Annotated in this window: 21 protein-coding genes; 10 read left to right on the top strand and 11 right to left on the bottom strand. The window is 69.2% G+C overall.

Features of this window, described 5'->3' with window-relative positions:
- The first annotated feature begins 25 nt into the window (after positions 1-25).
- On the top strand, positions 26-2599 hold the full coding sequence (locus tag OZ403_RS31080; protein WP_140794906.1) for a penicillin-binding protein 1A: 2574 nt from the start codon (positions 26-28) through the stop codon (positions 2597-2599).
- Here the strand turns inward: OZ403_RS31080 and pyrF are convergent.
- Genes pyrF through OZ403_RS31065 form a run of 3 tightly spaced genes read right to left on the bottom strand, consistent with a single transcriptional unit; the run spans position 2580 to position 5315 of the window.
- Positions 2580-3446, bottom strand: coding sequence for an orotidine-5'-phosphate decarboxylase (pyrF, locus tag OZ403_RS31075; protein ID WP_140799757.1), 867 nt, complete (start codon positions 3444-3446; stop codon positions 2580-2582). The genes OZ403_RS31080 and pyrF overlap by 20 nt on opposite strands.
- 31 nt (positions 3447-3477) lie before the next feature.
- Positions 3478-4239, bottom strand: coding sequence for an SDR family oxidoreductase (locus tag OZ403_RS31070; protein ID WP_140794904.1), 762 nt, complete (start codon positions 4237-4239; stop codon positions 3478-3480).
- A gap of 50 nt (positions 4240-4289) precedes the next feature.
- On the bottom strand, positions 4290-5315 hold the full coding sequence (locus OZ403_RS31065) for a histone deacetylase family protein (RefSeq protein ID WP_237077575.1): 1026 nt from the start codon (positions 5313-5315) through the stop codon (positions 4290-4292).
- Between the two features lie 111 nt (positions 5316-5426).
- Here OZ403_RS31065 and OZ403_RS31060 point away from each other — a divergent pair, with 111 nt between their 5' ends.
- The 5 genes from OZ403_RS31060 (at position 5427) to OZ403_RS31040 (ending at position 11809) form a co-directional block, all read left to right on the top strand.
- Positions 5427-7475, top strand: a complete 2049-nt coding sequence (locus tag OZ403_RS31060) for a methyl-accepting chemotaxis protein (RefSeq protein ID WP_140794902.1) — start codon at positions 5427-5429, stop codon at positions 7473-7475.
- A gap of 10 nt (positions 7476-7485) precedes the next feature.
- On the top strand, positions 7486-8763 hold the full coding sequence (locus OZ403_RS31055) for an MFS transporter (RefSeq protein WP_268782455.1): 1278 nt from the start codon (positions 7486-7488) through the stop codon (positions 8761-8763).
- A gap of 132 nt (positions 8764-8895) precedes the next feature.
- Positions 8896-9444 (top strand): Sec-independent protein translocase subunit TatA/TatB, encoded by a 549-nt coding sequence (locus OZ403_RS31050; protein ID WP_140794900.1) that lies wholly within the window; start codon positions 8896-8898, stop codon positions 9442-9444.
- 48 nt (positions 9445-9492) lie between these two features.
- Complete coding sequence (tatC, locus tag OZ403_RS31045; RefSeq protein ID WP_140794899.1) at positions 9493-10698, top strand: twin-arginine translocase subunit TatC; 1206 nt, start codon at positions 9493-9495, stop codon at positions 10696-10698.
- A gap of 13 nt (positions 10699-10711) precedes the next feature.
- The gene (locus tag OZ403_RS31040) at positions 10712-11809 is read left to right on the top strand and encodes a potassium channel family protein (RefSeq protein WP_140794898.1); all 1098 of its coding nucleotides are present in this window, start codon (positions 10712-10714) and stop codon (positions 11807-11809) included.
- Here OZ403_RS31040 and OZ403_RS31035 read toward each other — a convergent pair.
- Both OZ403_RS31035 and OZ403_RS31030 read right to left on the bottom strand, forming a co-directional pair.
- Positions 11781-13100: an alpha/beta fold hydrolase gene (locus OZ403_RS31035; protein ID WP_268782454.1), complete on the bottom strand. Its 1320-nt coding sequence runs from the start codon at positions 13098-13100 to the stop codon at positions 11781-11783. The two genes, OZ403_RS31040 and OZ403_RS31035, sit on opposite strands and share 29 nt — an antisense overlap.
- 366 nt (positions 13101-13466) lie before the next feature.
- On the bottom strand, positions 13467-13835 hold the full coding sequence (locus OZ403_RS31030; RefSeq protein WP_237077572.1) for a nuclear transport factor 2 family protein: 369 nt from the start codon (positions 13833-13835) through the stop codon (positions 13467-13469).
- 166 nt (positions 13836-14001) lie between these two features.
- Between OZ403_RS31030 and OZ403_RS31025 the strand changes: the two genes are divergently transcribed.
- A complete protein-coding gene (locus tag OZ403_RS31025) occupies positions 14002-14862 on the top strand; it encodes a methylated-DNA--[protein]-cysteine S-methyltransferase (protein ID WP_268782453.1) in 861 nt (286 codons plus the stop codon).
- On the opposite strand, the gene OZ403_RS31020 is transcribed toward OZ403_RS31025, so the two are convergent.
- From OZ403_RS31020 to OZ403_RS31005, 4 genes are read right to left on the bottom strand one after another with little or no spacing between them, the layout of a single operon-like run.
- Positions 14849-15541: a histidine phosphatase family protein gene (locus tag OZ403_RS31020; RefSeq protein WP_140799754.1), complete on the bottom strand. Its 693-nt coding sequence runs from the start codon at positions 15539-15541 to the stop codon at positions 14849-14851. The two genes, OZ403_RS31025 and OZ403_RS31020, sit on opposite strands and share 14 nt — an antisense overlap.
- A complete protein-coding gene (locus tag OZ403_RS31015; protein WP_268782452.1) occupies positions 15541-16614 on the bottom strand; it encodes a phosphotransferase family protein in 1074 nt (357 codons plus the stop codon). Before OZ403_RS31015 ends, OZ403_RS31020 begins: the two co-directional genes overlap by 1 nt.
- A 17-nt stretch (positions 16615-16631) precedes the next feature.
- Positions 16632-17456, bottom strand: a complete 825-nt coding sequence (locus OZ403_RS31010) for an SDR family oxidoreductase (RefSeq protein ID WP_268782451.1) — start codon at positions 17454-17456, stop codon at positions 16632-16634.
- Between the two features lie 5 nt (positions 17457-17461).
- The gene (locus OZ403_RS31005; protein ID WP_268784917.1) at positions 17462-18697 is read right to left on the bottom strand and encodes an acyl-CoA dehydrogenase family protein; all 1236 of its coding nucleotides are present in this window, start codon (positions 18695-18697) and stop codon (positions 17462-17464) included.
- A 59-nt stretch (positions 18698-18756) separates the two neighbouring features.
- Here OZ403_RS31005 and OZ403_RS31000 point away from each other — a divergent pair, with 59 nt between their 5' ends.
- Positions 18757-19662, top strand: a complete 906-nt coding sequence (locus tag OZ403_RS31000) for a LysR family transcriptional regulator (protein WP_140794891.1) — start codon at positions 18757-18759, stop codon at positions 19660-19662.
- A gap of 130 nt (positions 19663-19792) precedes the next feature.
- Here the strand turns inward: OZ403_RS31000 and OZ403_RS30995 are convergent, their stop codons facing one another.
- Positions 19793-20641, bottom strand: a complete 849-nt coding sequence (locus OZ403_RS30995) for an aldose epimerase family protein (protein ID WP_268782450.1) — start codon at positions 20639-20641, stop codon at positions 19793-19795.
- A 7-nt stretch (positions 20642-20648) separates the two neighbouring features.
- The gene (pruA, locus tag OZ403_RS30990; protein ID WP_140794889.1) at positions 20649-22304 is read right to left on the bottom strand and encodes an L-glutamate gamma-semialdehyde dehydrogenase; all 1656 of its coding nucleotides are present in this window, start codon (positions 22302-22304) and stop codon (positions 20649-20651) included.
- 170 nt (positions 22305-22474) lie between these two features.
- Here pruA and OZ403_RS30985 point away from each other — a divergent pair, with 170 nt between their 5' ends.
- Both OZ403_RS30985 and allB read left to right on the top strand, forming a co-directional pair.
- Positions 22475-23920 (top strand): FAD/NAD(P)-binding protein, encoded by a 1446-nt coding sequence (locus OZ403_RS30985; RefSeq protein WP_268782449.1) that lies wholly within the window; start codon positions 22475-22477, stop codon positions 23918-23920.
- The gene (gene allB / locus OZ403_RS30980; protein WP_268782448.1) at positions 23917-25287 is read left to right on the top strand and encodes an allantoinase AllB; all 1371 of its coding nucleotides are present in this window, start codon (positions 23917-23919) and stop codon (positions 25285-25287) included. Before OZ403_RS30985 ends, allB begins: the two co-directional genes overlap by 4 nt.
- Positions 25288-25307 lie beyond the last annotated feature (20 nt).

Below are 25307 nucleotides of genomic sequence, written 5' to 3'. Positions count from 1 at the left end.
GCCCGCGAGGCACAAAGAAACGCGTATGTCCGACCCTAAATCCGCTGACCGCAGCCGCTCGAAGCTGGTGCTCGACGGCGTCCCCTCCAAGCGCTGGTGGAAGTTCCTCCTGAAGACCGCGGGATGGCTTTCGCTGACCGGGGCCACGGCCGCCGTGATTGCCGTGACGGCCGTGTACTACGTGTACGCGGATGGACTGCCCGCCATCCCCAAGGTGGACGAGTACTGGCCGCCCATCGTCACCGAGGTCTACACGGATGACGCGGTGCTGGCCGGCGAGTTCTACGAAGAGCGCCGCAAGGTGGTGCCCTACGAGCGGATTCCGAAGCGCCTGGTGCAGGCCTTCATCGCGTCGGAGGACTCCAGCTTCTTCGACCACTTCGGCGTGGACGTGCTGGGCACCGCGCGCGCCGGCTTCAAGACGGTGAGCTCCAAGCTGGGCCTGCGCTCGGGCGGCATCCAGGGCGGCTCCACGCTGACGCAGCAGACCGCGAAGGCGGTGCTCATCTCCGCGGAGGGCTACAAGTCCGCCACCGCCAAGACGCTCACCCGCAAGATTCGCGAGGCCATCCTCGCCCGGCGCCTGGAGGAGTCGCTGACGAAGGAGGAGATTCTCTACCTCTACCTCAACAACGTCTTCCTCGGGCACCACAGCTACGGCGTGCAGAGCGCGGCGGAGAACTACTACCGCAAGGACGTGCGCGACCTGACGCTGGGCGAGATGACGCTCATCGCGGGCCTTCCGCAGGCGCCCAGCCGCTACTCGCCCTTCCTGCGCCCGGAGGCGGCCCGCAAGCGCCGCTCCTACGTGCTGCGCCGCATGCTGGTGGAGGGCATGATTTCGCAGGAGGAGCACGACGCCGCCAACGCCGAAGAGGTGAAGGTGTACCCGGTGGAGGACGTGTTCCACGAGTTCGCGCCGTACTTCGTGGAGCAGGTGCGCAAGGACGTGGTGGACCGGTACGGCAACCCCGTGCTGCTCAAGGCCGGCCTCAAGGTCTTCACCACCATGGACAGCGAGCGTCAGCGCGCCGCGCAGGACGCGGTGCTCCACGGCCTGCTGTCGGTGGACAAGCGCCAGGGCTGGCGCGGTCCGGTGGAGCAGCTCGCGTCGAAGGAGGCCATCCGCGCCTTCATCGACCGCTCGAAGAAGCTCATGGGCGCGAAGGAGCTGGTGGAGAACCGGCTCTACGTCGCCGTCGTCACGTCCATTGACGGGGACGGCAAGGGCGCGGACGTACAGGTGGGCGGGCACACCGGCCGGCTGCCGCTCCTGGGCATGCGCTGGGCGCGCAAGGTGAACCCCGAGGGCTACTACCCGGCGATGATGATTACCTCGGTGAAGAAGGCCATCTCCGAGGGCGACGTCATCGTGGTGCGCCACGTCACGAAGAAGGACCTGACGGACGACAAGGAGCAGTGGGACAAGAAGCTCGCGGACGAAATCCCCAGCGAGGGCGTGAAGCTCTTCCGCCTGGAGCAGACGCCCGAAGCACAGAGCGCGCTCGTCTCCATCGACCCCCACCGCCAGTACCTCACCGCGATGGTGGGCGGCTACGACTTCGACGACAACGAGTTCAACCGCGCCTTCCAGGCGTGCCGTCAGCCCGGCAGCTCCTTCAAGCCCTTCGTGTACTCGGCGGCGCTGGAGCAGCTGAACTGGACGCAGGCCACCGTCCTGGTGGACTCGCCGATTGTGGAGCACGACCCGGACACCAAGGTGTCGTGGAAGCCGGCCAACTACAGCGACAAGTTCGAAGGCGAGGTGCTGCTGCGCACGGCGCTGGTCAACTCACTGAACGTGCCCGCGGTGAAGACGTTCGGCGCGGTGGGCGTGAAGAACATGGCCGCGTGGAGCACGAAGCTCGGCATCACCACGCCCATGAACATGGACTTCTCCGCGGCGCTCGGCTCCTCGTGCGTGTACCCGGTGGACCTGGCCAACGCCTACGCCACCTTCAACCGCTACGGCCGCAAGAAGCCCACGTTCTTCATCCGCAAGATTGAGGACCGCTGGGGCCGCACGCTGGAAGACCACACGGCCTTTGACGACGCGTGGGCGCCCCTGCAGGACCGCGTGGCCGCCGGCTACGCGCGCCTCTTCGAGCCGGGCGAGCAGGTGATGAGCCCGGAGGCTGGCTTCATCCTCACGCACCTGCTGCGTGGCGTGGTGCTCCAGGGCACCGGTGGCCCGGCGCAGCGCCTGGGCAAGCCGGCGGCGGGAAAGACGGGCACCACCAACGACTCCTTCGACGCGTGGTTCGCCGGCTACTCCCGCGACCTGGTGACGGTGGCGTGGGTGGGCTACGACTTGAACCCGCATCCGCTGGGTCGCTACGAGACGGGCGGCCGCGCCGCGCTCCCCATCTGGCTCAACTACATGAAGAGCGCGCTGGAGGGCCGGCCTCAGTCCGAGTTCTACCCGTGGCAGTCCATGGACCTGGTGCGGCTTCACATCGACAAGAAGACGGGGAAGATTGCCCCCGCGGGCTCCAGGGATTCGGAGCTGATGTTCTTCAAGAAGGGCACCGAGCCGAAGGACGCGGTGCCCGACAAGAACACGGTCGACGTGGATCAGTTCATGATGGGCGCGCAGTAGCCCGGAAGGCGCGGGCGGGCGCCAGGTGCCGCTCCAGCGCCTGGCGCAGGGCGGCGGTGTCCGGCCCCGCCTCCAGCACCGAGCGCGTGGCGGTGGGGATGACCTGCGCCTCGCGCCCGGCGAACAGGCGCTTCAAGTCGTCGAAGCCGGCGCCCTGCGCGCCGATGCCGGGCGTGAGCAGCAACGCGCCGCCGAGCCGCTCGATGACGCCGCGGTCCGTGTCGGGGAGGGTGGCGCCCATGACGGCGCCCGCCACCGGCGCCGCGTCCTGGCCGGGCTTCTCGTTGAAGGCGCGCAGGCCGTCCGCCAGGGCCTCCGCCACGGTGCGGCCGTCGTCGCCGCGTGACATCTGGAGTGACGTGCCCTCCGGGTTGGAGGAGCGCACCACCAGGAAGGCGGCGGCGCCGGACGCGCGCGCCCGCTCCAGCGTCTTCAGCAGCGCGCCCAGGCCCAGGTAGGCGGTGAAGGTGGCCGCGTCCGCTTCGTAGGCGCTGCCCTCGCCGAAGACAGTCTCGGCGTAGGCCTCCATGGTGGAGCCGATGTCCCCGCGCTTCACGTCCAGCAGCGTGAGGGTGCCCACGGACTTGAAGCGCCGCATCAGCTCTTGGAGGACCTGGAGGCCCGCGGGGCCGTGGCGCTCGAAGAAGGCGCTTTGCGGCTTCACCACCGCGACGGAGTTCCCCGCCGCGTCGGCCACGCGCTCGCAGAAGTCGCGCAGTCCCTGTGCGTTGTCGGGCAGGCCCCAACGCGTCAGCAAGTCTCTCGACGGGTCGATGCCAAGGCAGAACGGCGAGCGCTGCTCGGCCAGCTGACTGAAACGGTGGGCGAAGGGCTGTGGCGTCGTCACCGGGCGTCTCCGGGAAAGGGGAAGGGGAACGTCAGCGCAGCCGCCGCGCGGCCGCGTCGAAGAGGGGGTTGGGCAGCACCTTCGCCAGGCGCGTGGGCACCGCGAGCTGCCAGGGGAAGGACACCTCCGCGTCGCCCCGGACGATGCCATTGCCCATCAGCTCCACCGCGTCATGCGTCTCCATGAGGAAGGGCATGGGGAAGTTGTTGGTGGCCGTCAGCTCGCTCTTCACGAAGCCGGGATAGATGCAGGTGACGCGCACGCCGGTGCCGCGCAGGTCCACGCGCAGGCTCTCCATGAAGGTGGACAGGAAGGCCTTGGACGCGGAGTAGGCCGCGTGGCCGGCCAGCCCTCGGAAGCCCGCGAGGCTGGAGACCCCCACCAGGTGCCCGCGCTTGCGCTCCACCATCTGGGGCAGCACGGCGCTCAGCGTGGCCGCGGCGCCGGTGACGTTGGTGTCGATGATGCCGCGCACGCGCTCCCATGGGAGGCGCTTCGCATTCGTGGTTCCGCCCACGCCCGCGTTGGCCACCACCAGGTCCAGCCCGCCCGCTTCCGCATCCAACGCGCGGATGCGCTCCAGGGTGGCGTCCGCCTTCGTGACGTCCAACTCCACGGGCTCCACGGTGACGCCGGCCGCCTGGGCCTCGTCCCGCAGGGCGTGCAGCTGCGGCAGGCGGCGTCCGGCGGCGAACACGCGGACGCCCCGCTTGGCGAGCCACAGCGCCAGCCCGCGTCCCAGGCCGCTGGATGCACCCGTCACCAACGCCGTCCGGTAGTTCATCTCCGCCATGCAGTCCTCCCGTGTGCTGCCGGGCTTCTGGCACGCCGTCCTGCCAACGTCTACACGCGAGGCCAGTAATGCCGCATCGCCTCGCGGCTCATCCGCAGCGCGTCCTTCGCGTCCGCGTGAGTGTCACCCGTGGGGAAGCTGTCCTTGCGCCCGGCGAGCACCTCCACGCAGGCATGCACGGATTGGGACAGGCCCTCCAGCGAGTAGCCGCCCTCCAGCAGCAGCACCAGCCGGCCCTGGCACACGCTGTCGGCCAGGGACTTCATCGCCGAGCACATGGCCGCGAAGCCGCGCTCGCTGACGTCCATGCCGCCAATCGGGTCGTGCTGGTGCGAGTCGAAGCCCGCGGAGACGAGGATGAGCTGGGGCCGGTACGCCTCCGCCACGGGCAGCAGCAGCTCCTCGAAAATCATCCCGTAGTCCGCGTCCGAGTTGCCGCCCGGCAGGCCCACGTTGACGGTGTAGCCCTCGCCCGCGCCAACGCCCACCTCCGGCGCGGCGCCGGTGCCCGGGAAGTAGGGGAACTGGTGCACCGACTGGTACATGACGTCCCGGCGAGACCAGAACGCCGCTTGCGTGCCGTTGCCGTGGTGCACGTCCCAGTCGAGCACCAGCACGCGCTCGGCGCCCAGCTTCCGGCCAGCCTCCGCGGCGATGGCCGCGTTGTTGTACAGGCAGAAGCCCATGGCCTTGTCGGGCTCGGCATGGTGCCCGGGCGGACGCACCAGCGCGAAGGCGTTGCGGGCCTCGCCCTTCATCACCGCCTCCACCGCCTGCACGGAGGCGCCCGCGGCCAGCCGCGCCGCGTCCACGCTGTCGGGGGACACCTGGGTGTCCGGGTCGATTTGCGCGCGGTGCCCGTTGATGCGCTGGAGGTACGCCAGCAGCTCCGGCGTGTGGACCGACGCCAGCTCCGCCTCCGTGGCGGAGCGCGGGGCGGTCATCACCGTGCCCTTCACCGGCGTGCTGGCCAGCACCCCGAGGATGCGGCGCAGCCGGGAGGGCGACTCGGGGTGGCCCTGCCCGGGGTCGTGCTGGAAGAAGAGCGGGTCCGTCAGTAGCAGGGTGGAGGACATCGGAAAGACCTTACGCATCCGCCAGGCGGGAAGTCAGCGCCCCCGGAGGACAGGCCGCGTTGGCGCCCTGTTCTTGCCCTGCCGGTGTTTCCCTCCCTACAGTGCCTCGTCTTGGCTCTCCGGTTCAAGAAACCCGGCCTGCGCAGCCTGCTGCTGGGCTCCTTCGCGCTCGTCCTCGCCCTCATCCTGGGGACGCTCTTCTTCGTCGTCCCTTCGCGCGTGGAAGCCCACTTGGAGCAGCGCCTGCAGAAGCGGGGTGAGGCCCGTGCCAGCCAGGCCGTCAGCATGCTCACGGCCCAACCCGCCGCGGCCCTGCCCGACAGCCTGGAGCGGCTGCGCACGGGCGACGACGACTTCAAGGTGCTGGCCGTCCTCTCCAGCGAGGGACAGGTGCTGGCCACCCACCCGGCCGAGCCGCCCGCGTGGTTCCATGCGGAGCTGAAGGCCCGGCAGGGCCAGCCGCTGGATGGCTTCCGCTTCGCCAACGGCGACCGCTCCGTGGCGCGCTCGGTGACGCTGTCGGGCGGCGTGGTGGGGCAGGCGCTGCTGGTGCTCGACAACTCCGGGCTGGACGCGGTCGTCACCGAACTCCAGCGCGTCGTGATGCTCGCATTCGGCATCGGCCTGACGCTGTTCCTGCTGGTGGCCTTCTTCATCTCCCGCGCCTTCATCCTGGTGCCGCTGGACGCGATGATGGGCATGGCGCGGCGGCTGGCGGAGGCGGACCTCACCGGCCGCGTGGACGTGGGGACGCGGGACGAGTTGGGCCAGCTCGCCGAGGCGCTCAACCGCATCGCCCAGAGCTGGCGCGACACGCTGGGCCGGGTGCGCGGCGTGTCGGACGTGGTGGCGGGCGTGGTGGAGCAGATTCACCGCACCGGCACCACGGTGTCGTCCGGCGCGGGCACGGTGCAGGCGCGCGTGGAGGAGACGTCCTCCTCCATGGTGGAGATGATGGCCTCGCTGCGTGGCATCGCGGAGAACGTGGAGGTCCTCTACCAGAGCGCCGAGGAGAGCAGCTCCTCCATCATGGAGATGGCCGCTACCAACGACGAGGTGGCGGAGAACGTCCAGGCCATGGCCGCCAGCGTGGAGGAGACCACCAGCGCCATCGAGGAGATGACGTTCTCCATCAAGGAGGTGGCCACCAACATCCAGGAGCTGTCCGCCTCCACGGAGGAGACGTCCTCGGCCATCAGCCAGATGGACGCCGCCATCGGTCAGGTGGAGGCCAACGCGAAGGAGACGGCCCGGCTGTCCGAGCAGGTCTTCGACGACGCGCAGACGGGCGTGGAGTCGCTGCGCAAGACGCTCAGTGGCATCGACCGCATCAAGGAGACCAGCCGCAGCGCGGCCCACGTCATCGAGAGCCTGGGCCGGCGCATCTCCGAGATTGGCAACATCCTCAACGTCATCGACGACGTGGCGGAGCAGACGAACCTGCTGGCGCTCAACGCGGCCATCATCGCCGCGCAGGCGGGTGAGCACGGCAAGGGCTTCGCGGTGGTGGCGGAGGAAATCAAGGACCTGGCCGAGCGCACCGGCGCGTCCACGAAGGAGATTGCCGAGCTCATCCGCAGCATCCAGGAGGAGAGCCGCAACGCCGTGGTGGTGATGAACCAGGGCGTGCGCAGCGTGGAGGAGGGCGTGCAACTGGGCCGGGAGGCGGAAGGGGCGCTGCGGAAAATCAACGACAGCACCCAGAAGTCCACGCAGATGGTGAAGGCCATTGCCCGGGCCACCGTGGAGCAGGCGCGCGGCAGCAAGCAGGTGACGGCCTCCATCCACCGCATCAGCGAGACGGTGCAGCAGATTTCCAAGGCCTCCAACGAGCAGGCCCGCGGCGGCGAGCAGATCATGAAGAGCGCGGAGAAGATGAAGGCGCTCACCGCCCATGTGCAGCGCAGCAGCCAGGAGCAGGCGCACGGAAGCAAGCAGATCACCCGCTCCATCGAGAGCATCAACGAGATGGTCACCCACCTGAACCGCGCCCAGAAGGAGCAGACGAAGGGCAGCGAGCAGGTGCTCAAGGCGGTGGAGACCATCAAGGGGGTGTCCGAGCACCAGACACGCTCCGTGAAGCAGCTGGAGGAGGCCATCGACAACCTCCAGCGTCAGGCGGAAATCCTCCGTGCGGAGGTTCGCCGCTTCCGGGTGTAGACACGTCTTCATGCCGAATCAACGACAGGTCTCCGAGCGCGCTGTGGTGGCGCTCATCGGCGCGGTCCAGTTCGTCAACATCCTGGACTTCGTGATGGTGATGCCGCTGGGCCCGGACTTCGCGCAGGGGCTGGGCATCGCGTCGTCGCACATCGGCATCATTGGCGGCGCGTACACGGCTGCCGCCAGCGTGGCGGGGCTGGCCGGTGGCTACTTCCTGGACCGCTTCGACCGCCGCAAGGCGCTGGCGGTGTCCATGCTGGGCCTGGTGGTGGCCACCGCGGCGGGTGGCTTCGCCACGGGGATGTCCACGCTGCTGCTGGCGCGCGTGGTGGCGGGCATCTTCGGCGGGCCGGCCACGTCGCTGTCGCTGTCCATCATCGCGGACCTGGTCCCAGTGGAGCGGCGCGGACGCGCGCTGGGCGCGGTGATGGGCGCCTTCTCCGTGGCCTCGGTGGCGGGCGTGCCCATGGCGCTGAAGCTGGCCGAGTTCGGAGGCTGGCGCGTGCCCTTCTTCGCGGTGGCCGCCATGGGCCTGCTGGTGGTGATGGGCGCCATCTTCTACCTGCCACCCGTGCGCGGCCATCTGGACGCGGGGCCCCGCCAACAGGCCGGCGTGCTCGATCTGCTGGGCCACCGGGACATCCAATTGTCGTACGTGATGACGGCGTTGGTGATGATGGCGGGCTTCGTCCTCATCCCCAACCTGTCCGCCTATCTGCAGCAGAACGTGGGCTACCCGCGGGAGCTGCTCTGGCTGCCGTACTTCATTGGCGGCATCGCCAGCTTCGCGACGCTCCGGGTGGCGGGACCCATGGTGGACCGGTACGGCTCCTTCGCGGTGGGCACGGTGGGCTCCATGCTGGTGCTGCTGTCCACGTATGTGGGCTTCGTCCACCTGCCGCGCTGGATGCCCGTGCCCGTCATCTTCACGCTCTTCATGGTGGCCATGGGGACGCGCAACGTCGCGTACAACACGCTGACGTCACGGGTGCCGGACAACCCGGTGCGTGCGCGCTTCATGTCCCTTCAGTCCGCCGTCCAGCACATGGCCGCCGCCGTGGGGGCCTTCCTCAGCGCCCGGCTGCTGACGGACCTGCCAGACGGGACCCTGGGCGGCATCCCCCGGATGGCCGGAGTGTCCATGGTCCTGACGCTGTTGCTGCCCGCCTTGCTGTGGGTGGTGGAGCGGCGGGTGCACAGCAGGGAGCAGGCACGGGCGCTGGCGGTGGCTCCCTCGCAAGGAATGGCGGTTCCGCTCTCGCCCGGGGCGGATTCTCACGCGTAGTATGAAAGGGCGCCTTCGGGTTGCCTGCCGCCCATTCCGGGTGGCGGGCGGATGCTTTGGCGAGACGAACGGTTGCGCCTGTCTCCCTGGGGCGCGATAAACCGGGCTGCTCCGGGGAGCGCGTCAGGAAAAATGTTCAACATCGGCGCAGGCGAAATGGTGTTCATCCTGGTGGCCGCGCTGCTCATTCTCGGGCCGCAGCGGTTGCCCGAGCTCGCGCGCGGCATCGGCAAGTTCCTGCGCGAATTCCGCCGCCAGACGGATGAGGTCCGCAACGTCGTGGAGCGTGAGTTCTACGCCATGGACCAGGAAATCGGAGAGCCTCCCACCGCGCCCGTGAGGCCCGGGACGCGCTTCGCGCCCCAGCCGCCGCAGGCCGTGGGTGGGCCCGAGGCCACCCTGCCTCCCGCCACGGACGGCGCGCCGCCTCCGGCCGATGCGGCGTCCCCTCAGCCCTCGTCGCCCACGCAGGTGCTGGAAATGGACGCGCAGGGGCCTCGTGACGTGTCCGCCGCGGACGTGCATGCCGGGGAGACGCCCGCGCAGGACGCCGTGGCCGCGGAGCCGGGCGCGGAGCCCACCGCCGAGGCGTCTCCCGAGCCCACTGCTTCCTCCGCCACCTCGCCCACGCTGTCTCCCATCCCGGGGACGGTGGCGCGCAACGCCCCGAAACGGAGCTGAGCCCTGAGCCCCCCGCCCATCAACCCCGGTGCCGACTCCGAGCTGCGCATGAGTCTGGCGGACCACCTGACGGAGCTCCGCTCGCGCCTCATGCGGTGCACCATCGCGGTGCTCGTCCTGGGGACGATTTCGCTCGTCTTCGCCAAGCCGATTTTCGGCCTGCTGATGCAGCCGGTGCTGGATGCGCTGCCGCCCGAGAATCGCTCGCTCATCTACACGTCCGGCATCGAAGAGCTGAACGTCCTGATGAAGGTGGGCGTGTACTGCGGCATCTTCCTCACCACGCCCGTCATCCTGATGCAGATCTGGGGCTTCGTCTCGCCCGGCCTGTATCCGGAGGAGCGCCGCTTCGCCGCGCCCTTCGTGGCGTTCGGCTCCATCGCCTTCCTCCTCGGCGCCGCCTTCTGCTACTTCGCGGTGCTGCCCTCCATGTTCACCTTCCTCCTCAACGAGGAGGAGACGCTCGCGCTGGAGCAGCGCCTGGACACGGCCCGGCTGCGCGCGGACGACGCCTTGCGCTTCCTGCGCCTGGGTGAAGCGGAGGAAGCGGGGCGCATCGCGAAGGAGACGAGCACCCAACTGCGCGCGGAGGGCGAGGGGCAGGCGCCCGCGCCGGAGGTCGCGCCCGCCGCCAGCGTGGAGATGACGGGGCGGCTGGATGGCCTGGGGCGGCTCTTGGACGCGGCGTCGGTGGGCTACGGCGCGCAGTCCCGCGGCGTGCTTCGGCAGGCGGTGGAGAAGCGCGTGGAGGCCGTGACGGCCTACGAGAAGAAGGACTTCGCGGCGGCGGCGGCGGCCATGGACGGCTCGGCGAGCCTGCTGGCGGGCATCGCCCCCACGCGCACCGAGGAGCTGGCGGGGCTGTGGCGGCTGGAGAAGGAGCTGGCCACGGCGCACGCGGCACATGAGGCGGCGCGCTGGACGCGGCCCATGTTGTCCATGCACGAGCAGCTCTCGCTGGTGCTGCTGCTCATCCTCGCCTTCGGCATCATCTTCGAGCTGCCGCTCGTCATGGCCCTGCTGGGCGTGGTGGGCGTGGTGAAGTCGTCCTGGCTCTTCAGGTATCAGCGCCACGCCTTCGTGGTGTGCCTCATCGCGGCGGCCATCATCACCCCCACGGGAGACGTGGTGAACCTGTCGCTGATGGCCGGCCCCATGCTGCTCTGCTACGAGCTGGGCGTGCTGCTGGTGTGGATGGTGGAGCGGCGTCGCGCGCGGAACTCGGCGGAAACGGGCATCACCCCGGCGTCGTAGTCGAGGAGCCTCCATGAAGCAGTCCCGCAGGCACTTCCGGGCCAATCTGCGCTACCTGCGGGCGCTGGTGCGGCGCTTTCGCACCACGCTGATGCTGTCCGCCGTGCTGTTCCTGGGAGCGCCGCTGCTCTTCCACTGGCGCTTCCGGGGACCGGGTGGCGATCGCATCGACTTCGGCGAGGCGCTGCACCACACCTACTTCCTGCTCTACGGCCAGCCGTCGCTGCCCTATGTGGACGACTGGCTGGTGGAGATGCTCAACCTGGTGATTCCGCCATCAGGCATTGCGCTGGTCGCGGATGGTGTGGTGCGCTTCGCGTACCTCTTCTTCGCCCGGCACAAGAACGACAAGGAGTGGATCGAAGTGGTCTCCGAGACGATGAAGGGCCACGTCGTGGTGTGTGGAGCGGGGCGGGTGGGCTACCGCGTGGTGACGCAGCTGCGGGAGATGGGCAAGGACGTGGTGGTGGTGGAGAAGCGCGAGGACGCGGCCTTCGTGTCCGCGCTGCGCGACGAGCTGGTGCCGCTGCTCATCGACGACACGCGCAGCCCGCTGTGCCTGCCTCGCACCAACGTGAAGGACGCGTCCGCCATCGTCTGCGCGACGGACGACGACCTGGCGAACCTCAACATCGCCCTGGACGCGCGCAAGCTCAACCCGGACATTCGCGTGGTCATCCGCCTCTTCGATGACGACTTGAGCGGCAAGGTGCGCGAGACGTTCAAGGCGGAAGCGCTCTCCAGCTCGTCGCTGGCGGCCCCGGCCATGGCGCTGGCGGCCATGGACCCGCGCATCGTCCACTCGTTCCACCTGGCGAAGCACCTGATGGTCGTCTCCCTGTTCGAGGCGCGCCTGGGCCTGCCGGGTCTCACCATCTCCGAGGTGCGGGACCGGTTCGGCTGCCTGGCGCTGTCGCTGCAACGCAGTGGCGAGGAGCGGCTCCACCCGCAGGGGGATGAGGTCATCCGGCCTGGAGACGTGCTGTCGCTCCAGGCGTCCTATCCGGAGTACCGGCGGCTGCGCGCCTTCACTCACGAGGCCGAGCCGCCCCTGTGGTCCCACCACGAGCCGGTGGCCGTGGTCACGCCTTCGTCCCGCAAGGTGAGCTGAGGGCGGGGCGCGCTTCCGGCCAGTGCGGGAAGGCGTGCACCGGACTCCTGGCGGTAGGCAGGGCGAGCGCCCGCGCGAGCAGGACGGCCATGGCGTCCCACTCCAGCAGGAAGCCGTCGTGCCCGTGCTGACTGGACAGCGTGGCGTGCTCGGCGTGGAGGCCGTGCTCGCGCAGCCGCCGCGCCAGCGTCGCCATGTGGCTGGGGAAGAAGAGCTGGTCGGTGTCGATGCCCACGCACAGCGCGCTCGCGCGGATGCGGGCCAGGCCGCCTCCCGGGAAGCGTGACAAGTCGTGGTGGTCCATGGCGCCCAGCTGCGCCAGGTAAGCGCGCGCGTCGAAGCGGCTCTCCAGCTTCTGGCCCTGGTACTCCAGGTAGCTGTGCATGGGGTGCAGCGCGCGTGAGGACCACTCGTCGGGGCGGCCCTGGTGCGCGTCCAGGCCGGGCTCCGCGCGGTAGGTGAGCATCGCGAGCTGCCGGGCCAGTTCCAGGCCCCGGCGGGGGGACTCGGGGAAGCCCGGGTCCATCAGCAGGGCCTGCCTCGCCACGTGGTTGAGGCCCACCACCCACGCGGTGGCGGACTCCGTGGTGGCGATGGGGAAGAGCCGCGCGAAGCGCTCTGGCGCCAGCGCCGCGAGGCAGAGCACCACCATGCCGCCCAGCGAGCCGCCAGTGACGAGCTCCACTTCGTCCAGTCCCAGCGCGTCCATGGCCAGCAGGATGCTCCGGGCCTGGTCCCACGGCGTGACGGTGGCGGGCAGGCGCTGTTCGTCCTGGCGCAGGTCGCCCTTGGGCAGTGGCAACGGCGGACCGAAGCGCGCGTCGTCCGTCCGCAGCGGGAAGCCCTCGTCGGCGGGGCCCGTGGTGCCGTAGCAGGAGCCCAGGTTGTTGAAGCACAGGAGCCGCACGCGGGACGGGTCCAGCGCGCGCCGCGGGCCGATGAGCGGCTCCCACCAGCCGCCCTTGCCGCCCGCGCGCATGTCGCCGGTGAGCGCGTGGACCAGCAGCACCGTGGGGACGGACGTGGGGGCCCGGGCCGGGCCTCGGTGACGGGCTTCCGCCAAGAGCGCCTGCTGTTCGGCCACGGTGCGGCGGACGACGCGCAGCGCGCTCGCCTGGGCTTCGTCCTCGGAGAGAACGCGTGCGCGCGACTCGAGCCAGGGGACGTCCTCCGAGGGGCCCCACCACCAGCCGCGGACGAGGTGGTTCGTGATGCGGGCGCCCGCCTCCAGCGTCAGGTCGGGCAGGGAGACGTCGAAGAGGCGTGGAGCGGGAAGGTGGGTGGTGGGCACGGAGATTCTCCGGGAGTGATGCGGGAACGGCCCTCCTGGACGCGGAGGGCTGGGAGAAGACGGCGTGCCGTCAGGGGCAGTCGCGCACCGGGAACAGGCCGCGCGGCAAGTTGAAATGCAGAGGACGTTGGTTCGGCGTGCTCATGGAGCGCGGCGCCTCGGTGGGAAAGTGCGAGGGCAGCGCGCGTCCAGAAACGACGGAGCCCACCAACCCTCGCGGGTGGATGGGCTCGGTGGCTCACCAGGGTCGGACGGACATCAGCCGAACCTGGAGGGCGAGAGCCCACCCGGCATCGACATTCGACACATGGCGCTTAGCGACGTCATTGGCGGTAACGGATAAGCGCTCGCCTCTCAGGAGTCAAGTCAACCCATCGCCGTGCACTGGGCCGCGACGACCTGCGGCGCGTCGTCCACGACCTGCCACACGCGCGTGTAGCGGAAGTTTCCTTCGAAGTGGGCTCCCTGGAACTCACCGGATAGCGCGGCATGAACGACGACCACGGCGCCCGCGGAAAGGTAGCGGAAGTGTGTGTCGGTGAAGTCCACCCGTGTGAGGCGCAGGGCTCCCGAGCGATGCGATTCCAGGTCGGCTTCCTTGTCGAGGACGCGGCCGGTGTGGCTGACGAAGATGAGGTCGTCGGAGAGGAGGGCGTCGAGCGCGGTGACATCGCTCGAGAGCATGGCCTGTCTGAGCGCCTCCTCCGCGGCCAGGAAGTCTTCCTCTGGAAGCATGGCGCTCCTTGCCTGAGGCGATGTGCGGGGTGGGCCTTCCCGTTGTTGCACAATGACACCTCATGTCAACGCACGCCCGGCGCGCGAGGACAGCGCAAGAACCGGGTTGCTCCACCATGTGTTGGCGGACATACGTTTTCGCGAAGCGCATCCCAGGAGCATCGGCATGGCATCCAGCGACTACGCCCGCATCGAACAAGCCATCCTCTATCTCGACGCACATGCCCGCGAGCAGCCGTCCCTGGACGACGTGGCCGCGTATGTGGGGCTGAGCACCTTCCACTTCCAGCGGCTCTTCTCGCGCTGGGCGGGCATCAGCCCCAAGCGCTTCGTCCAGGTGCACACGCTGAGCTCGGCCCGGCGCCTGCTCGACGAGCGTCGCAGCGTGCTGGAGACGTCGCTGGAGGTGGGCTTGTCGGGCAGCGGCCGGCTGCACGAACTCTTCGTGACGCTGACGTCGATGACGCCAGGGGAATACAAGCTGGGCGGCGAAGGGCTCACCGTGCGCCATGGCGTCCACCTGTCTCCGTTTGGCGCGTGTCTGCTCGCGGTCTGCGAGCGTGGCATCTGTGGCCTGCACTTCCTCACGGGCGAATCCGAGGAGGAGGCGCTCGCCTCGCTGCGCAAGCAGTGGCCGCGCGCCACGTTCGTGGCGTCCGCCGAGGACACGGCCCCATGGATGGAGCGCATCTTCCAGGCGGAGCACGGCGGCTCGGAGTCGAGCCCCTTGGCGGTGCTGGTGCGGGGCACGCCCTTCCAGGTGCAGGTGTGGCAGGCGCTGCTGCGTGTGCCGTCGGGCGAGGTGACGACGTACGAGGACCTCGCGCGCGCCATTGGCAAGCCCAAGGCGATGCGCGCGGTGGGTTCGGCGGTAGGCGAGAATCCCGTGGGGCTCTTGATTCCCTGCCACCGCGTGCTGCGCAAGACGGGCGTCTTCGGGGAGTACCGCTGGGGCGCCTCACGCAAGCGGGCGATGCTGGCGTGGGAGGACTTGCGGTACGACGGTGCGCCGCTCAGCGGTATGTGAGCAGCGCGCGCTGGGCGCCTTCGAAGTGGCTGTGCTCGTTGAGCGTGGACAGGTAACGGCCGCGCTCGCTGTAGATGACCTTGGTGAGGCCGCAGTTCGCCAGCGTCAGGTTGAGTCGGAAGGCGTGCTCGTCGGGGATGCGGAGCAGCTCCTGGCAGATGGCGGTGATGGTGCCCCCGGAGGTGAAGACGAGCGCGTTCTTCGACGCGCCCATCTCCTGGATGAGGGCATCCATCGCGCGGAGGCACCGCTTGCCGAAGGCGGACCAGGGCTCGGTGTACTCGGCGTCGTGCTGGCCGGCCACCCAGCGGGCCACAGCGTCGGTGAAGAGCGCCTGGTAGGCGCGCCAGGGCGACTCCGTTTGAGACAGCTCCGCTCGCAGCACGTCCGGGTCCGCGTAGCGCGGCGTGTGCCGGGCGACGATTTCCTCGTGGTCGAACTCGTTGAAGCCCGCAGTCTGCACGGCCACGGTGCCGCAGCCGAGCGCGGCGAGACACGCCTCCGCCGTCTGCTGGTGCCGCGCCATGGTGCCGGTGACGACGGCGTCCACGCGGGGCAGCCGCTCGCGAAGGGCCTCACCAAGCACCCGGGCCTGCACGAGGCCCGTCTCCGAGAGCTGGTCGTAGTTCGCCGCGCCGAACGAGGCCTGACCGTGCCGGACCAGATACACCACGCCCATCAGCGCGCCCCCTTGCGGATGAGCCGGTGGCAGCGCCAGCCCAGGTAGTTGACCAGCACCCAGAAGTTCCTGAACGCGGGGTTGCGCGTCTGCTTGTGGTGGTACCGGTAGTAGATCTGCTGGGCGATGACGGCGAGCCGGAAGAGGCCGAACACCTCGTAGAAGGTCCAGTTGGCGGGCTTCAGCTTCGTCTGGTCCAGGTAGTACTCCACCACCTCTTCGCGCCGGAGCATGCCGGGCAGGTGCGTGGGCTGGCGCCGCGTGGAGCGTAGGAGGAAGTCGTCATCGGCATGGACCCAGTAGGCCAGCGCGCTGCCCAGGTCCATCAGCGGGTCACCCAGGGTGGCCATCTCCCAGTCGAGCACGCCGATGATGCGCGTGGGCTCCTCCGGGGCGAGCACCACGTTGTCGAAGCGCCAGTCGTTGTGGATGACGCAGGTGGCGATGTCCGCGGGTGTGTTCGCCTTGAGCCAGTCACGCACGTAGCGGAAGCTGGCGACGTTCCACGTCTGTGCCTTCTCGTAGCGCGCCGACCAGCCCTCCACCTGCCGCGTGGGATAGCCCGGCCCCTTGCCCAGTGACGTCAGGCCCACCGCCGCCGGGTCCACGGCGTGCAACTCCACGAGCTTGGAGATGACGTTGAGGCACAGCGTCCGCGTCTGCTTCGCGTCCAGCGTCAGGCCCCGGGGCAGGTGCTTGCGCGGGATGAGCCCCTCGATGCGCTCCATGACGTAGAAGTCGGAGCCCAGCACGGCCGGGTCCTGGCACAGGCCCACCATGGTGGGGACGACGGGATAGGCCGGCTTCAGCGCTTGCTGCACCGTGAACTCACGGGACATGTCGTGCGCGGACTTCGCCTTTGTCCCCGCGGGAGGCCGGCGCAGGATGAGGTCCCGGTTGGCGTACTTCAGCCGGTACGTCCAGTTGGAGGCGCCGCCCGCGTACTGCGTGACTTCCGGCGAGCCCTCCAGCGTGGGCACCTGGGCCTTGAGCCAGGCATCCACGGCGGGGAGGTTCAGCTCCTCGCCCGGGCGCACGGTGCCAGCGGGGTCGATGGTCGCGGTCGGTGGCATGCGTGATGGCCCCTTGTTCAGCCGGCCTTTGGATGCGCGCCAGGGCGCATGCCCCGCGTGTTCCGGCGCATGACCCACGCGTAGAGTTCGCGTGGCAGCAGGCGCTTCATCCGCCAGGCCCTGCGGCCGTCCGCGTGGGGCAGGATGTAGAAACCGCGCTCGGCCACCGCGTCGAAGACGTCGTTGGCGATGTCATCCGCGGTGATGGCGGAGCGCTCCAGCAGCCGCGCCATGGTGGCCCCCAGCCGAGGGTCCGTGGTGCGCAGCGAGTCACCCAGGTTCGTCTTGAAGAAGGACGGACACACGACGCTGACGCCGATGCCGTGCTCCGCCAGTTCGTTGTGCAGCGTCTCGGACAGCGACACCACGGCGGCCTTGGTCGCGTTGTAGCTGCTCATCAGCGGCACATCGAGCAGGCCCGCCATGGACGCGACGTTGACGATGTGGCCGTGGCCCTGCTTCTTGAAGGCGGGGGTGAATACCTTGCACCCGCGCACGACGCCCAGCAGGTTGATGTCGATGATCCACTGCCAGTCGTCAATCGACACGTCCTCGATGGCGCCCGCCTGTGCGACACCGGCGTTGTTGATGACCACGTCCACGCCGCCCCACTGGTCCGTGAGCCAGTCCAGGGCCTCGCGCAGGTCCGCCTCGCGCCGCACGTCACAGCGCAGGTAATGGGCCTGGGACGCCAGCGCGGAGAGTTCCTTCAAGGCCTCCTCGCCTCGTGCGTCGTTGACGTCGCCGATGCAGACCTTCCAGCCAGCGCGAGCGAAGCGCACGGCGATGGCCTTACCAAGTCCGCTGGCACCACCGGTAATGAAGATGCGTTGAGTTGCCATGGCCGTCAGCTCCGGGAGAAGCCCCGCTTCGACAGCTCGATGCGGGCGATGAGACCCTTGTGCACTTCGTCCGGGCCATCCGCGAGGCGCAGGCTGCGCGCCTGGGCGAAGAAGCCCGCCAGCGGCGTATCTTGGGATACGCCCGCGCCGCCGTGAAGCTGGATGGCGTCATCCACCACCTTCTGGAGGACACTTGGCGCGACGACCTTGATGGCGGAAATCTCGGTCATGGCTCCAAGCGCCCCCACTTGGTCCATCTTCCAGGCCGCGTAGAGCGTCAAGAGCCGCGCCTGGTCGATGGCGATGCGCGCCTCCGCCACCTTCTCGCGGTTGCCGCCCAGGTTGAGGAGCGGCTTTCCGAAGGCCGTGCGCTTCATGCCCCGGTCAATCATCAGCTCCAAGGAGCGCTCCGCCGCGCCGATGCAGCGCATGCAGTGGTGGATGCGCCCCGGCCCGAGCCGGCCCTGGGCAATCTCGAAGCCCATCCCCGCTCCGGCGATGATGTTGTCGCGTGGCACCCGCACGTTGTCGAAATGCACCTCGCCGTGGCCGTGGGGCGCGTCGTAGTCGCCGTACACGGGAAGCATGCGGCGGATGCTCACGCCCGGCGCGTCCATCGGCACCAGCACCATGGAGTGCTGGTGGTGGCGGTCCCCACCGGTGTCGGGCGTGCGGGCCATGAAGATGACCACCTGCGCGTTGGGGTGTCCCAGGCCGCTGGACCACCACTTGGTGCCATTGAGGACCACCTCGTCGCCGTCGACGATGGCGGTGGCCGCCATGTTGGTGGCATCCGACGAGGCCACGTCCGGCTCCGTCATGCAGAACACCGAGCGGATGTCCCCGGCCAGCAGCGGCTTCAGCCAGCGCTCCTGCTGCGTCTCGGAGCCGTACTTCCAGAGCACCTCCATGTTGCCGGTGTCCGGGGCGCTGCAGTTGAAGACCTCGGGGGCGATGAAGCTGCGGCCCGTCTCCTCGGCGATGGGGGCGTATTCGAGCGTGCTGAGCCCTGCGCCGAGCTTCTCGTCCGGGAGGAACAGGTTCCACAGGCCATGGGCCTTCGCCTTGGCCTTGAGCTCCTCCATGACGGGGGGCACACGCCACGTCTTCCAGTCGCCGCCCTGGGCCGTGGCTCGCAGTTCCTCGTGGTAGCGGTTTTCCGCAGGGAGGATGTGCTCGCTCATGAAGCGCTTCACGCGCTCCAGGTAGTCCTTGGCTCGCTCACTGGGCTCGAAGTCCATGGCCTTCATCCTGCGCATGGGGCCTTGATGCATCCAGTGAATGTTGGTCATGTGTAACCATGAACCCTGTTCAGGATTCGGCACGGCTCGCCCGGCTGGACCTCAACCTCTTCCGCGTGTTCGACGTGGTGCTCCGGGAGCGGAACCTGACGCGCGCGGCGGAGGTCCTGTTCCTCAGCCAGTCAGCCGTGAGCCATGCGCTGGCCCGCCTGCGTGAGCAGCTGGGAGCGCCGCTGTTCGTCCGGGAGGGGCGCGGTGTGGCGCCCACGGCGTTCGCGGAGCGCCTGGCGCCGGAGATTCGGGAGGCGCTGGCGCTGTTCGAACAGGCGGTTCATCGCGGACGCGGCTTCGACCCTCGCCGGGACGTAAGCCAGTTCACGGTGGCGATGAACGACGTGCTGGAGCCGTCGATTCTCCCGCTGCTCGTGGCTCGGTTACGGGCACACGCGCCGGAGGTCCGCATCTCCAGTGTCCGGCTCGACCGGGCGCGGCTGGAGCGGGACCTCGCGTCGGGGCGGCTCGACCTCTCCATCGACGTGGAGCAGCAGACCGGCGCGGAGCTGAAGCGCGCGGCCCTGTTGCAAGACACCTTCTGCGTGGTGAGCCAACGCAGGCGCAAGCTGGACGTGGCGAAGTACATGGCGGCCCGGCACGTCACCGTGTCCTCGCGCCGCACCGGGCTGGCCGTGGAGGACCTGGTGCTCAGCCGCCTGGGCTACCAGCGTGACGTCGTCGTCCGCTGCCAGCACTACGAGGCCGCGTTCAAACTCGTCGCGGACTCCGATTTGCTGCTGACGATGCCGAGGCGGCGCGCGGCGGAGTTGCACGCGCTGCTGGGCAACCACCTCCTGCCGATGCCACTGTCACTGCCCCCGCTGGAGCTTCATGTCTACTGGCACCGACAGACGGACGCGGACCCGCGCAACCGCTGGTTGCGAGGCGAGTTGCTCGCGCTGACGGGGTAGGAGCCCGGCCCGGAGGGGGACCATGCGCTCGCTGTTCGGAAATGTCTGGAGATTTCGCCGCGGCAAATGTCCCGACATTTCCGAACAGCAAGGTGCAGGAGTCGCCCCGGGAGGCTCCGGGCCCTGCCGCTCAGCCTTGGATATCGAAGCGAAGCGACGTCCGCGCCCCGGGCTGCACGTGAGGCAGCCCTTCGCCCGTGGCCAGCGCACCCTTCGCGGCCGTCCACGGCTCCACGCAGACGAAGTCCTTCCCGCGCAGTGTCCACACGACGAGGACGCGGTACTCCGGGCTCCACGACAGGCGGATGGGCTTGAGCCCGGGGCCCCGCGCCAGCGTCGTTCCCGGCTTCGAGTGGTCCTTCAAGTGAAGGTCCACTTCCTCCTCGGTGAGGTTCAGCCCGGTGACGGCCACGTCCTGCTTGCGCCAGTTGTCCCACGCGCGCGTGGCGTCCGTGTCCACGCCCGCTTGGGCCTTCGCCGCGTCCGGCACGCGGAAGTACGGATGGAAGCCCAGGTGCAGCGGCATGGGCCGCGTGTCCTGGTTCTCGAACTCGCTCTCCAGCGTGAGCCGTTGGCCGGCCAGCGAGAAGGTGAGCCGTGCGTCGAACCGCCACGGGAAGTGGCGCAGCGTCTCCTCGTTGGAAGACAGCTCCACCACCAGCCGTGACGCGTCCGCCTGCCGCACCTTCCACGGCAGCTTCCGCGCGAAGCCGTGCTGCTGCAGCGTGTATTGCTGACGGTCCACGGAGTAGGTGTCCCCCGGCAGCGGCCCGGCGTTGGGGAACAGCACGGGGATGCCCCCGCGCACGTTCTTCGCCGGGTCCGCGACGGTGGCCTCGTCGAGGTACAGCCACTCGTCGCCGTCCACGCACATCCGGCTGACGAGGGCCCCGCGTGAAGGAATGACCTCCACGCGGCACCAGCCGTCCACCAGCGCGTACGTGTCCAGTCCTGCGATGCCGGGGAACGGACCGTTCATACGTGTCTCAGATGGCGCCTTCGTTCGGGTCGTTGTCCATGAAGGGGTAGGGCACCTTCACGGGCGGGACGAAGGTCTCCTTGATGGTGCGGGGGCTGGTCCACCGCACCAGGTTGAGCGCCGAGCCCGCCTTGTCGTTGGTGCCGGACGCGCGGCCACCGCCGAAGGGCTGCTGGCCCACGACAGCGCCGGTGGGCTTGTCGTTGATGTAGAAGTTGCCCGCCGCGTGGCGCAGCTCGCGCAGCGCCGTGTCGATGGCCTTCCGGTCGCGCGCGAACACCGCGCCGGTGAGGGCGTAGGACGCGGCCTGGTCGACCTCACGCAGCGTCTCCTCGTACTTCGCATCCGGGTAGACGTGCAGGCCCACCAGCGGCGCGAAGATCTCCTCGCGGAGGATTCGGTGGGTGGGGCTGTCGAGCTGCACCAGCGTGGGCTTCACGAACCAGCCCTGCTTCCGGTCCACGTCACCACCGGCCACGATGCTGGCCCCGCTGTCGCTCTTGGCCAGGTCGATGTACGAGGAGACCTTCTTGAAGGACTTCTCGTCGATGACGGCGCCCATGAAGTTGCGGAAGTCCGACACGTCGCCCATGCGAACCTCGCTGATGAGTGCCTGGAGGCGCGGCTTCAGCTTGGGCCACAGGGATTCGGGGATGAAGACGCGGCTGGCCGCGGAGCACTTCTGGCCCTGGTACTCGAAGCCGCCGCGGACGATGGCCACCGCGAGCGCCTCCAGGTCGTCCGCCGCGGACGGGTGGGCGACGATGAAGTCCTTGCCGCCCGTCTCGCCGACGATGCGGGGGTACTGCTTGTAGCGGGAGATGTTCTCTCCCACCGTGCGCCACATGGCGTTGAACGTCGGCGTGGAGCCGGTGAAGTGGATGCCGCCCAGGTGCGGGCTGGCCAGCACCGGGTTGCCCACCGTGGGGCCGTCACCCGGGAGCATGTTGATGACGCCGTCGGGCAGGCCCGCCTCGCGCAGCAGCTCCATGATGTACCAGGCGCTCAGGGCCGCGGTGGACGACGGCTTGAAGAGCACCACGTTGCCCATGATGGCTGGCGCGGTGGCCAGGTTGAGGGCAATGGCCGTGAAGTTGAACGGCGCCACCGCGAAGACGAAGCCGTCCAGCGGACGGTAGTCCGTCATGTTCCACGTCTGGTGCGCGGCCTCCGGCTGCCAGCCGAGAATCTGCTCGGCGAAGTGGACGTTGTAGCGCAGGAAGTCCACGGCCTCGCACGTCGCGTCAATCTCCGCCTGGTGGGCCGTCTTGGACTGCCCCAGCATGGTGGCGGCATTGAGGATGGGGCGGTAGCGCGAGGCCAGCAGCTCCGCGGCGCGCAGGAAGATGGCGGCGCGCGACTGGAAGGGCATGCGAGCCCAGTCGTCCTTGACGGCCAGGGCGGCCTGGATGGCCTGCTCCGCGTGGCTGGCATCCGCCTCGTGCAGCGTGGCCAGCACGTGCGAGTGGTTGTGCGGCATGCGCACGGTGTCCGTCTTGCCGGTGCGGATGTGCTTGCCGCCGATGATGACGGGGATGTCGATCTGCTCACCGGCCATGCGCTTCAGCTCGGCCTGCACCTCCCGGCGCTCGGTCGTGCCGGGCGCATAGGAGAGGACAGGCTCGTTCTTCGGCGGCGGGACGCGGGTATTGGCGTTGATCACGCGGATTCACCTCGGGCGGAAACGAAGGGCGCGCAGCATAGCCAAGCAGCCCAGTGGGGGAAGCGTTGAAGGTGGCGTAATCTCCAATGAACCTTTGAGGTTTTGGACAATTCCCTGTCATTCCGGGGCGTCTTGGCTCACTGACGCGGTGCGCGGGTACGATGAGGCCCATGCGCGTCCCCTCGAGCCCCGCCGAGCTGCCTTCCGCCTCTGCTCTCGCCGCGCTGGAAACTCGAATCCGGAAGGACCTGGAGCAGTTGGAGTACCCACGCAGACCGTGGGTGCTGCCGCGCCGTACGCGGGACGGACGGACCGTGTTGGACGTGCTCGTCATCGGTGGTGGGCAGAGCGGGCTCACCGCCGCCTTCGGGCTGATGCGTGAGCGCGTCACGAACCTGCTCGTGGTGGATGACTGCGAGCAGGGCCTCGCCGGACCGTGGAAGACCTTCGCCCGCATGCACACGCTGCGGACACCCAAGCACCTGACGGGCCCGGACCACAACCTGCCCAACCTCTGCTTCCAGTCCTGGTACGAGGCGCAGCACGGCGAAGGTTCGTGGGAGGCGATGGTCCGAATCCCCAAGGAGCTGTGGGCGGACTACCTCGACTGGTATCGCCGCACGCTCGCCATCCCCGTGCGGTGTGGCACGCGCGCGGGGGCCATCGCCTGGGGCGCGGAGGAGGGCTGCTTCTCCGTTCCACTCGTCGACACGCGCAAGGGCACCACGGACATGGCGCATGCGCGCAAGGTGGTGCTGGCCATGGGCATTGACGGCTCCGGTTGCTGGGAGGTGCCGTCCGTGGTGGCCGGGCTGCGGCGCGAGCTGTACGCCCACACGCGCGACGCCATCGACTTCGAGGCCCTGCGTGGCAAGCGCGTGGGGGTGCTCGGCGCCGGGGCCTCCGCGTTCGACAATGCCTCCGTTGCGCTGGAGCACGGCGCGGCCGAGGTCCACCTCTTCTACCGGCGCAAGACGCTGCCCAACGTGAATCCCTACCGCTGGGCGGAGTTCGTGGGCTTTCTCAAGCACCACGCGGACCTGCCGGACGCGGACCGCTGGCGTTTCATCCACCGCATCATCGAGATGGGGCAGTTGCCACCGTCGGACACTTTCAGCCGGGCGCGTGCCTTTCCCCAGTTCCACCTGCACGGCGGCAGTCCCTGGCTCGGCGCGGAAGAGGTGGGCGGACAGGCGCGCGTCACCACGCCTCATGGGCAGTTCGTGTTCGACAAGCTCATCATCGGAAGTGGCACGGTGACGGACCTGTCGCTGCGTCCGGAACTGGCGGGCCTCCACGGCGACATCGCCCTGTGGAAGGACCGGTACACGCCGCCCGAGGGGCAGTCGCACGCGGACCTGCTGCGGCACCCGTACCTGGGCGCGCACTTCGAGCTTCAGGAGAAGCAACCGGGGCAGGCGCCATGGCTCCAGGGCATCTTCAACTTCACCTTTGGCTGCCTGCTCTCGCTGGGCTTCGGGGGCGCGAGCATCTCCGGCATGAAGTACGGCCTGCCCCGGCTCGTGTCCGGGGTGACGCGGCAGCTCTACGTGGATGACCGGGACGCGTTCTTCGAGTCCCTTGCGGGTTACGACGAGAAGGAATTCGAGCCATGAGTGGAGAGCAGTTCGTGGTGCGCGGCCGGCGCGTGGTCACGGGCGAAGGCGTGCGCGAGGCGGCGGTCGTGGTGCGTGGCGGCAAGGTGGCCGCGGTGGTGTCTCACGCGGAGACTCCCTCCGGACTGCCAGTGGTGGACGTGGGCGACAAGGTGGTGATGCCAGGTGTGGTGGACAGCCACGCGCACATCAACGAGCCCGGCCGCACGGAATGGGAGGGCTTCGAGACGGCCACACGCGCGGCGGCGGCGGGAGGCATCACCACGGTGGTGGACATGCCGCTCAACTCGCTGCCACCCACCACCACGCTGGCGGCGCTGAAGCTGAAGGCCGAGGCGGCCCAGGGCCGTTGTCAGGTGGACCACGCCTTCTGGGGCGGCGTCATCCCGGGCAACGCGGGGGAGTTGGAGGCGCTCATCGACGCGGGCATCTCCGGCTTCAAGTGCTTCCTGTGCCCCTCCGGTGTGGACGAGTTCCCGCATGCGACGCGCGAGGTGCTGGATGTGGCGATGCCCATCCTCGCGCGCCGGGGTGTCCCGCTCATCGTCCACGCGGAGCTGGAGTCCCCGGTGGAGGGGCTGGTCGCCGGTGGGGACGCGCGCACGTATCGCGGCTACCTGGAGTCCCGTCCGAAGCGCTGGGAGAACGAGGCCATCCGGATGATGGTGGGGCTGGCGCGCGCGCACCGCTGCCGCGTGCACATCGTCCACCTGTCCTCCGCGGAGGCGCTGCCCGTGCTGCGCGAGGCCCGGCGCGAGGGCCTGGATGTGTCGGTGGAGACGTGCCCGCACTACCTGAGCTTCACGGCGGAGGAGATTGAGGACGGCGCTACTCACTTCAAGTGCGCGCCACCCATCCGCGAGGCGGAGAACCGCGAGCGGCTGTGGGCCGGGCTGGCGCAGGGGGACATCGAGCTGGTGGTGTCGGACCACTCGCCGTGCACGCCCGCGCTGAAGCACCTGGAGCGCGGCGACTTCGGCGCGGCCTGGGGCGGCATCGCGTCGTTGCAGCTCAGCCTGCCGGCGGTGTGGACAGAGGCGAAGCGGCGCGGCCTGGGGCTGGAGTCGCTGGTGCGCTGGATGTGCGAAGCTCCCGCGCGGCTGGTGGGCCTCGCGGGTATCAAGGGGACGCTGGCGCCCGGCGCGGACGCGGACCTGGTGGTGTTCGACCCGGACGCTTCATTCGCCGTGGAGCCACAGCGCCTGCTACACCGTCATCCGATAACACCGTACGCGGGCCGGACGTTGACGGGCGTGGTGGAGATGACGTTCCTGCGAGGGACGAAGGTTTTCGAGCGCGGCCAGCCGATGCCGCGCCCGTCGGGACTCTGGGTGCGCCGCCCCGTGGGGACGCGCGCCGCTGCTTGAAGCACTTGGGAGACACACAC

This window comes from Myxococcus sp. NMCA1, from assembly GCF_026810205.1.
GTDB classification, from domain to species: domain Bacteria; phylum Myxococcota; class Myxococcia; order Myxococcales; family Myxococcaceae; genus Myxococcus; species Myxococcus xanthus_A.
This window is presented reverse-complemented; position numbering and strand designations above follow the sequence as displayed.

What these genes read in the sequence shown, in the direction of transcription:
- OZ403_RS31005 (WP_268784917.1), bottom strand. Translation starts at nt 18,697, where the DNA reads ATGGACTTCGAGCCCAGTGAGCGAGCCAAGGACTACCTGGAGCGCGTG.
- OZ403_RS31015 (WP_268782452.1), bottom strand. Translation starts at nt 16,614, where the DNA reads ATGCCACCGACCGCGACCATCGACCCCGCTGGCACCGTGCGCCCGGGC.
- OZ403_RS31070 (WP_140794904.1), bottom strand. Translation starts at nt 4,239, where the DNA reads ATGGCGGAGATGAACTACCGGACGGCGTTGGTGACGGGTGCATCCAGC.
- OZ403_RS31030 (WP_237077572.1), bottom strand. Translation starts at nt 13,835, where the DNA reads ATGCTTCCAGAGGAAGACTTCCTGGCCGCGGAGGAGGCGCTCAGACAG.
- OZ403_RS31055 (WP_268782455.1), top strand. Translation starts at nt 7,486, where the DNA reads ATGCCGAATCAACGACAGGTCTCCGAGCGCGCTGTGGTGGCGCTCATC.
- OZ403_RS31000 (WP_140794891.1), top strand. Translation starts at nt 18,757, where the DNA reads ATGAACCCTGTTCAGGATTCGGCACGGCTCGCCCGGCTGGACCTCAAC.
- OZ403_RS30985 (WP_268782449.1), top strand. Translation starts at nt 22,475, where the DNA reads ATGCGCGTCCCCTCGAGCCCCGCCGAGCTGCCTTCCGCCTCTGCTCTC.
- OZ403_RS31065 (WP_237077575.1), bottom strand. Translation starts at nt 5,315, where the DNA reads ATGTCCTCCACCCTGCTACTGACGGACCCGCTCTTCTTCCAGCACGAC.
- OZ403_RS30995 (WP_268782450.1), bottom strand. Translation starts at nt 20,641, where the DNA reads ATGAACGGTCCGTTCCCCGGCATCGCAGGACTGGACACGTACGCGCTG.
- tatC (WP_140794899.1), top strand. Translation starts at nt 9,493, where the DNA reads ATGAGTCTGGCGGACCACCTGACGGAGCTCCGCTCGCGCCTCATGCGG.
- OZ403_RS31040 (WP_140794898.1), top strand. Translation starts at nt 10,712, where the DNA reads ATGAAGCAGTCCCGCAGGCACTTCCGGGCCAATCTGCGCTACCTGCGG.
- OZ403_RS31050 (WP_140794900.1), top strand. Translation starts at nt 8,896, where the DNA reads ATGTTCAACATCGGCGCAGGCGAAATGGTGTTCATCCTGGTGGCCGCG.
- allB (WP_268782448.1), top strand. Translation starts at nt 23,917, where the DNA reads ATGAGTGGAGAGCAGTTCGTGGTGCGCGGCCGGCGCGTGGTCACGGGC.
- OZ403_RS31010 (WP_268782451.1), bottom strand. Translation starts at nt 17,456, where the DNA reads ATGGCAACTCAACGCATCTTCATTACCGGTGGTGCCAGCGGACTTGGT.
- OZ403_RS31080 (WP_140794906.1), top strand. Translation starts at nt 26, where the DNA reads ATGTCCGACCCTAAATCCGCTGACCGCAGCCGCTCGAAGCTGGTGCTC.
- OZ403_RS31025 (WP_268782453.1), top strand. Translation starts at nt 14,002, where the DNA reads ATGGCATCCAGCGACTACGCCCGCATCGAACAAGCCATCCTCTATCTC.
- OZ403_RS31020 (WP_140799754.1), bottom strand. Translation starts at nt 15,541, where the DNA reads ATGGGCGTGGTGTATCTGGTCCGGCACGGTCAGGCCTCGTTCGGCGCG.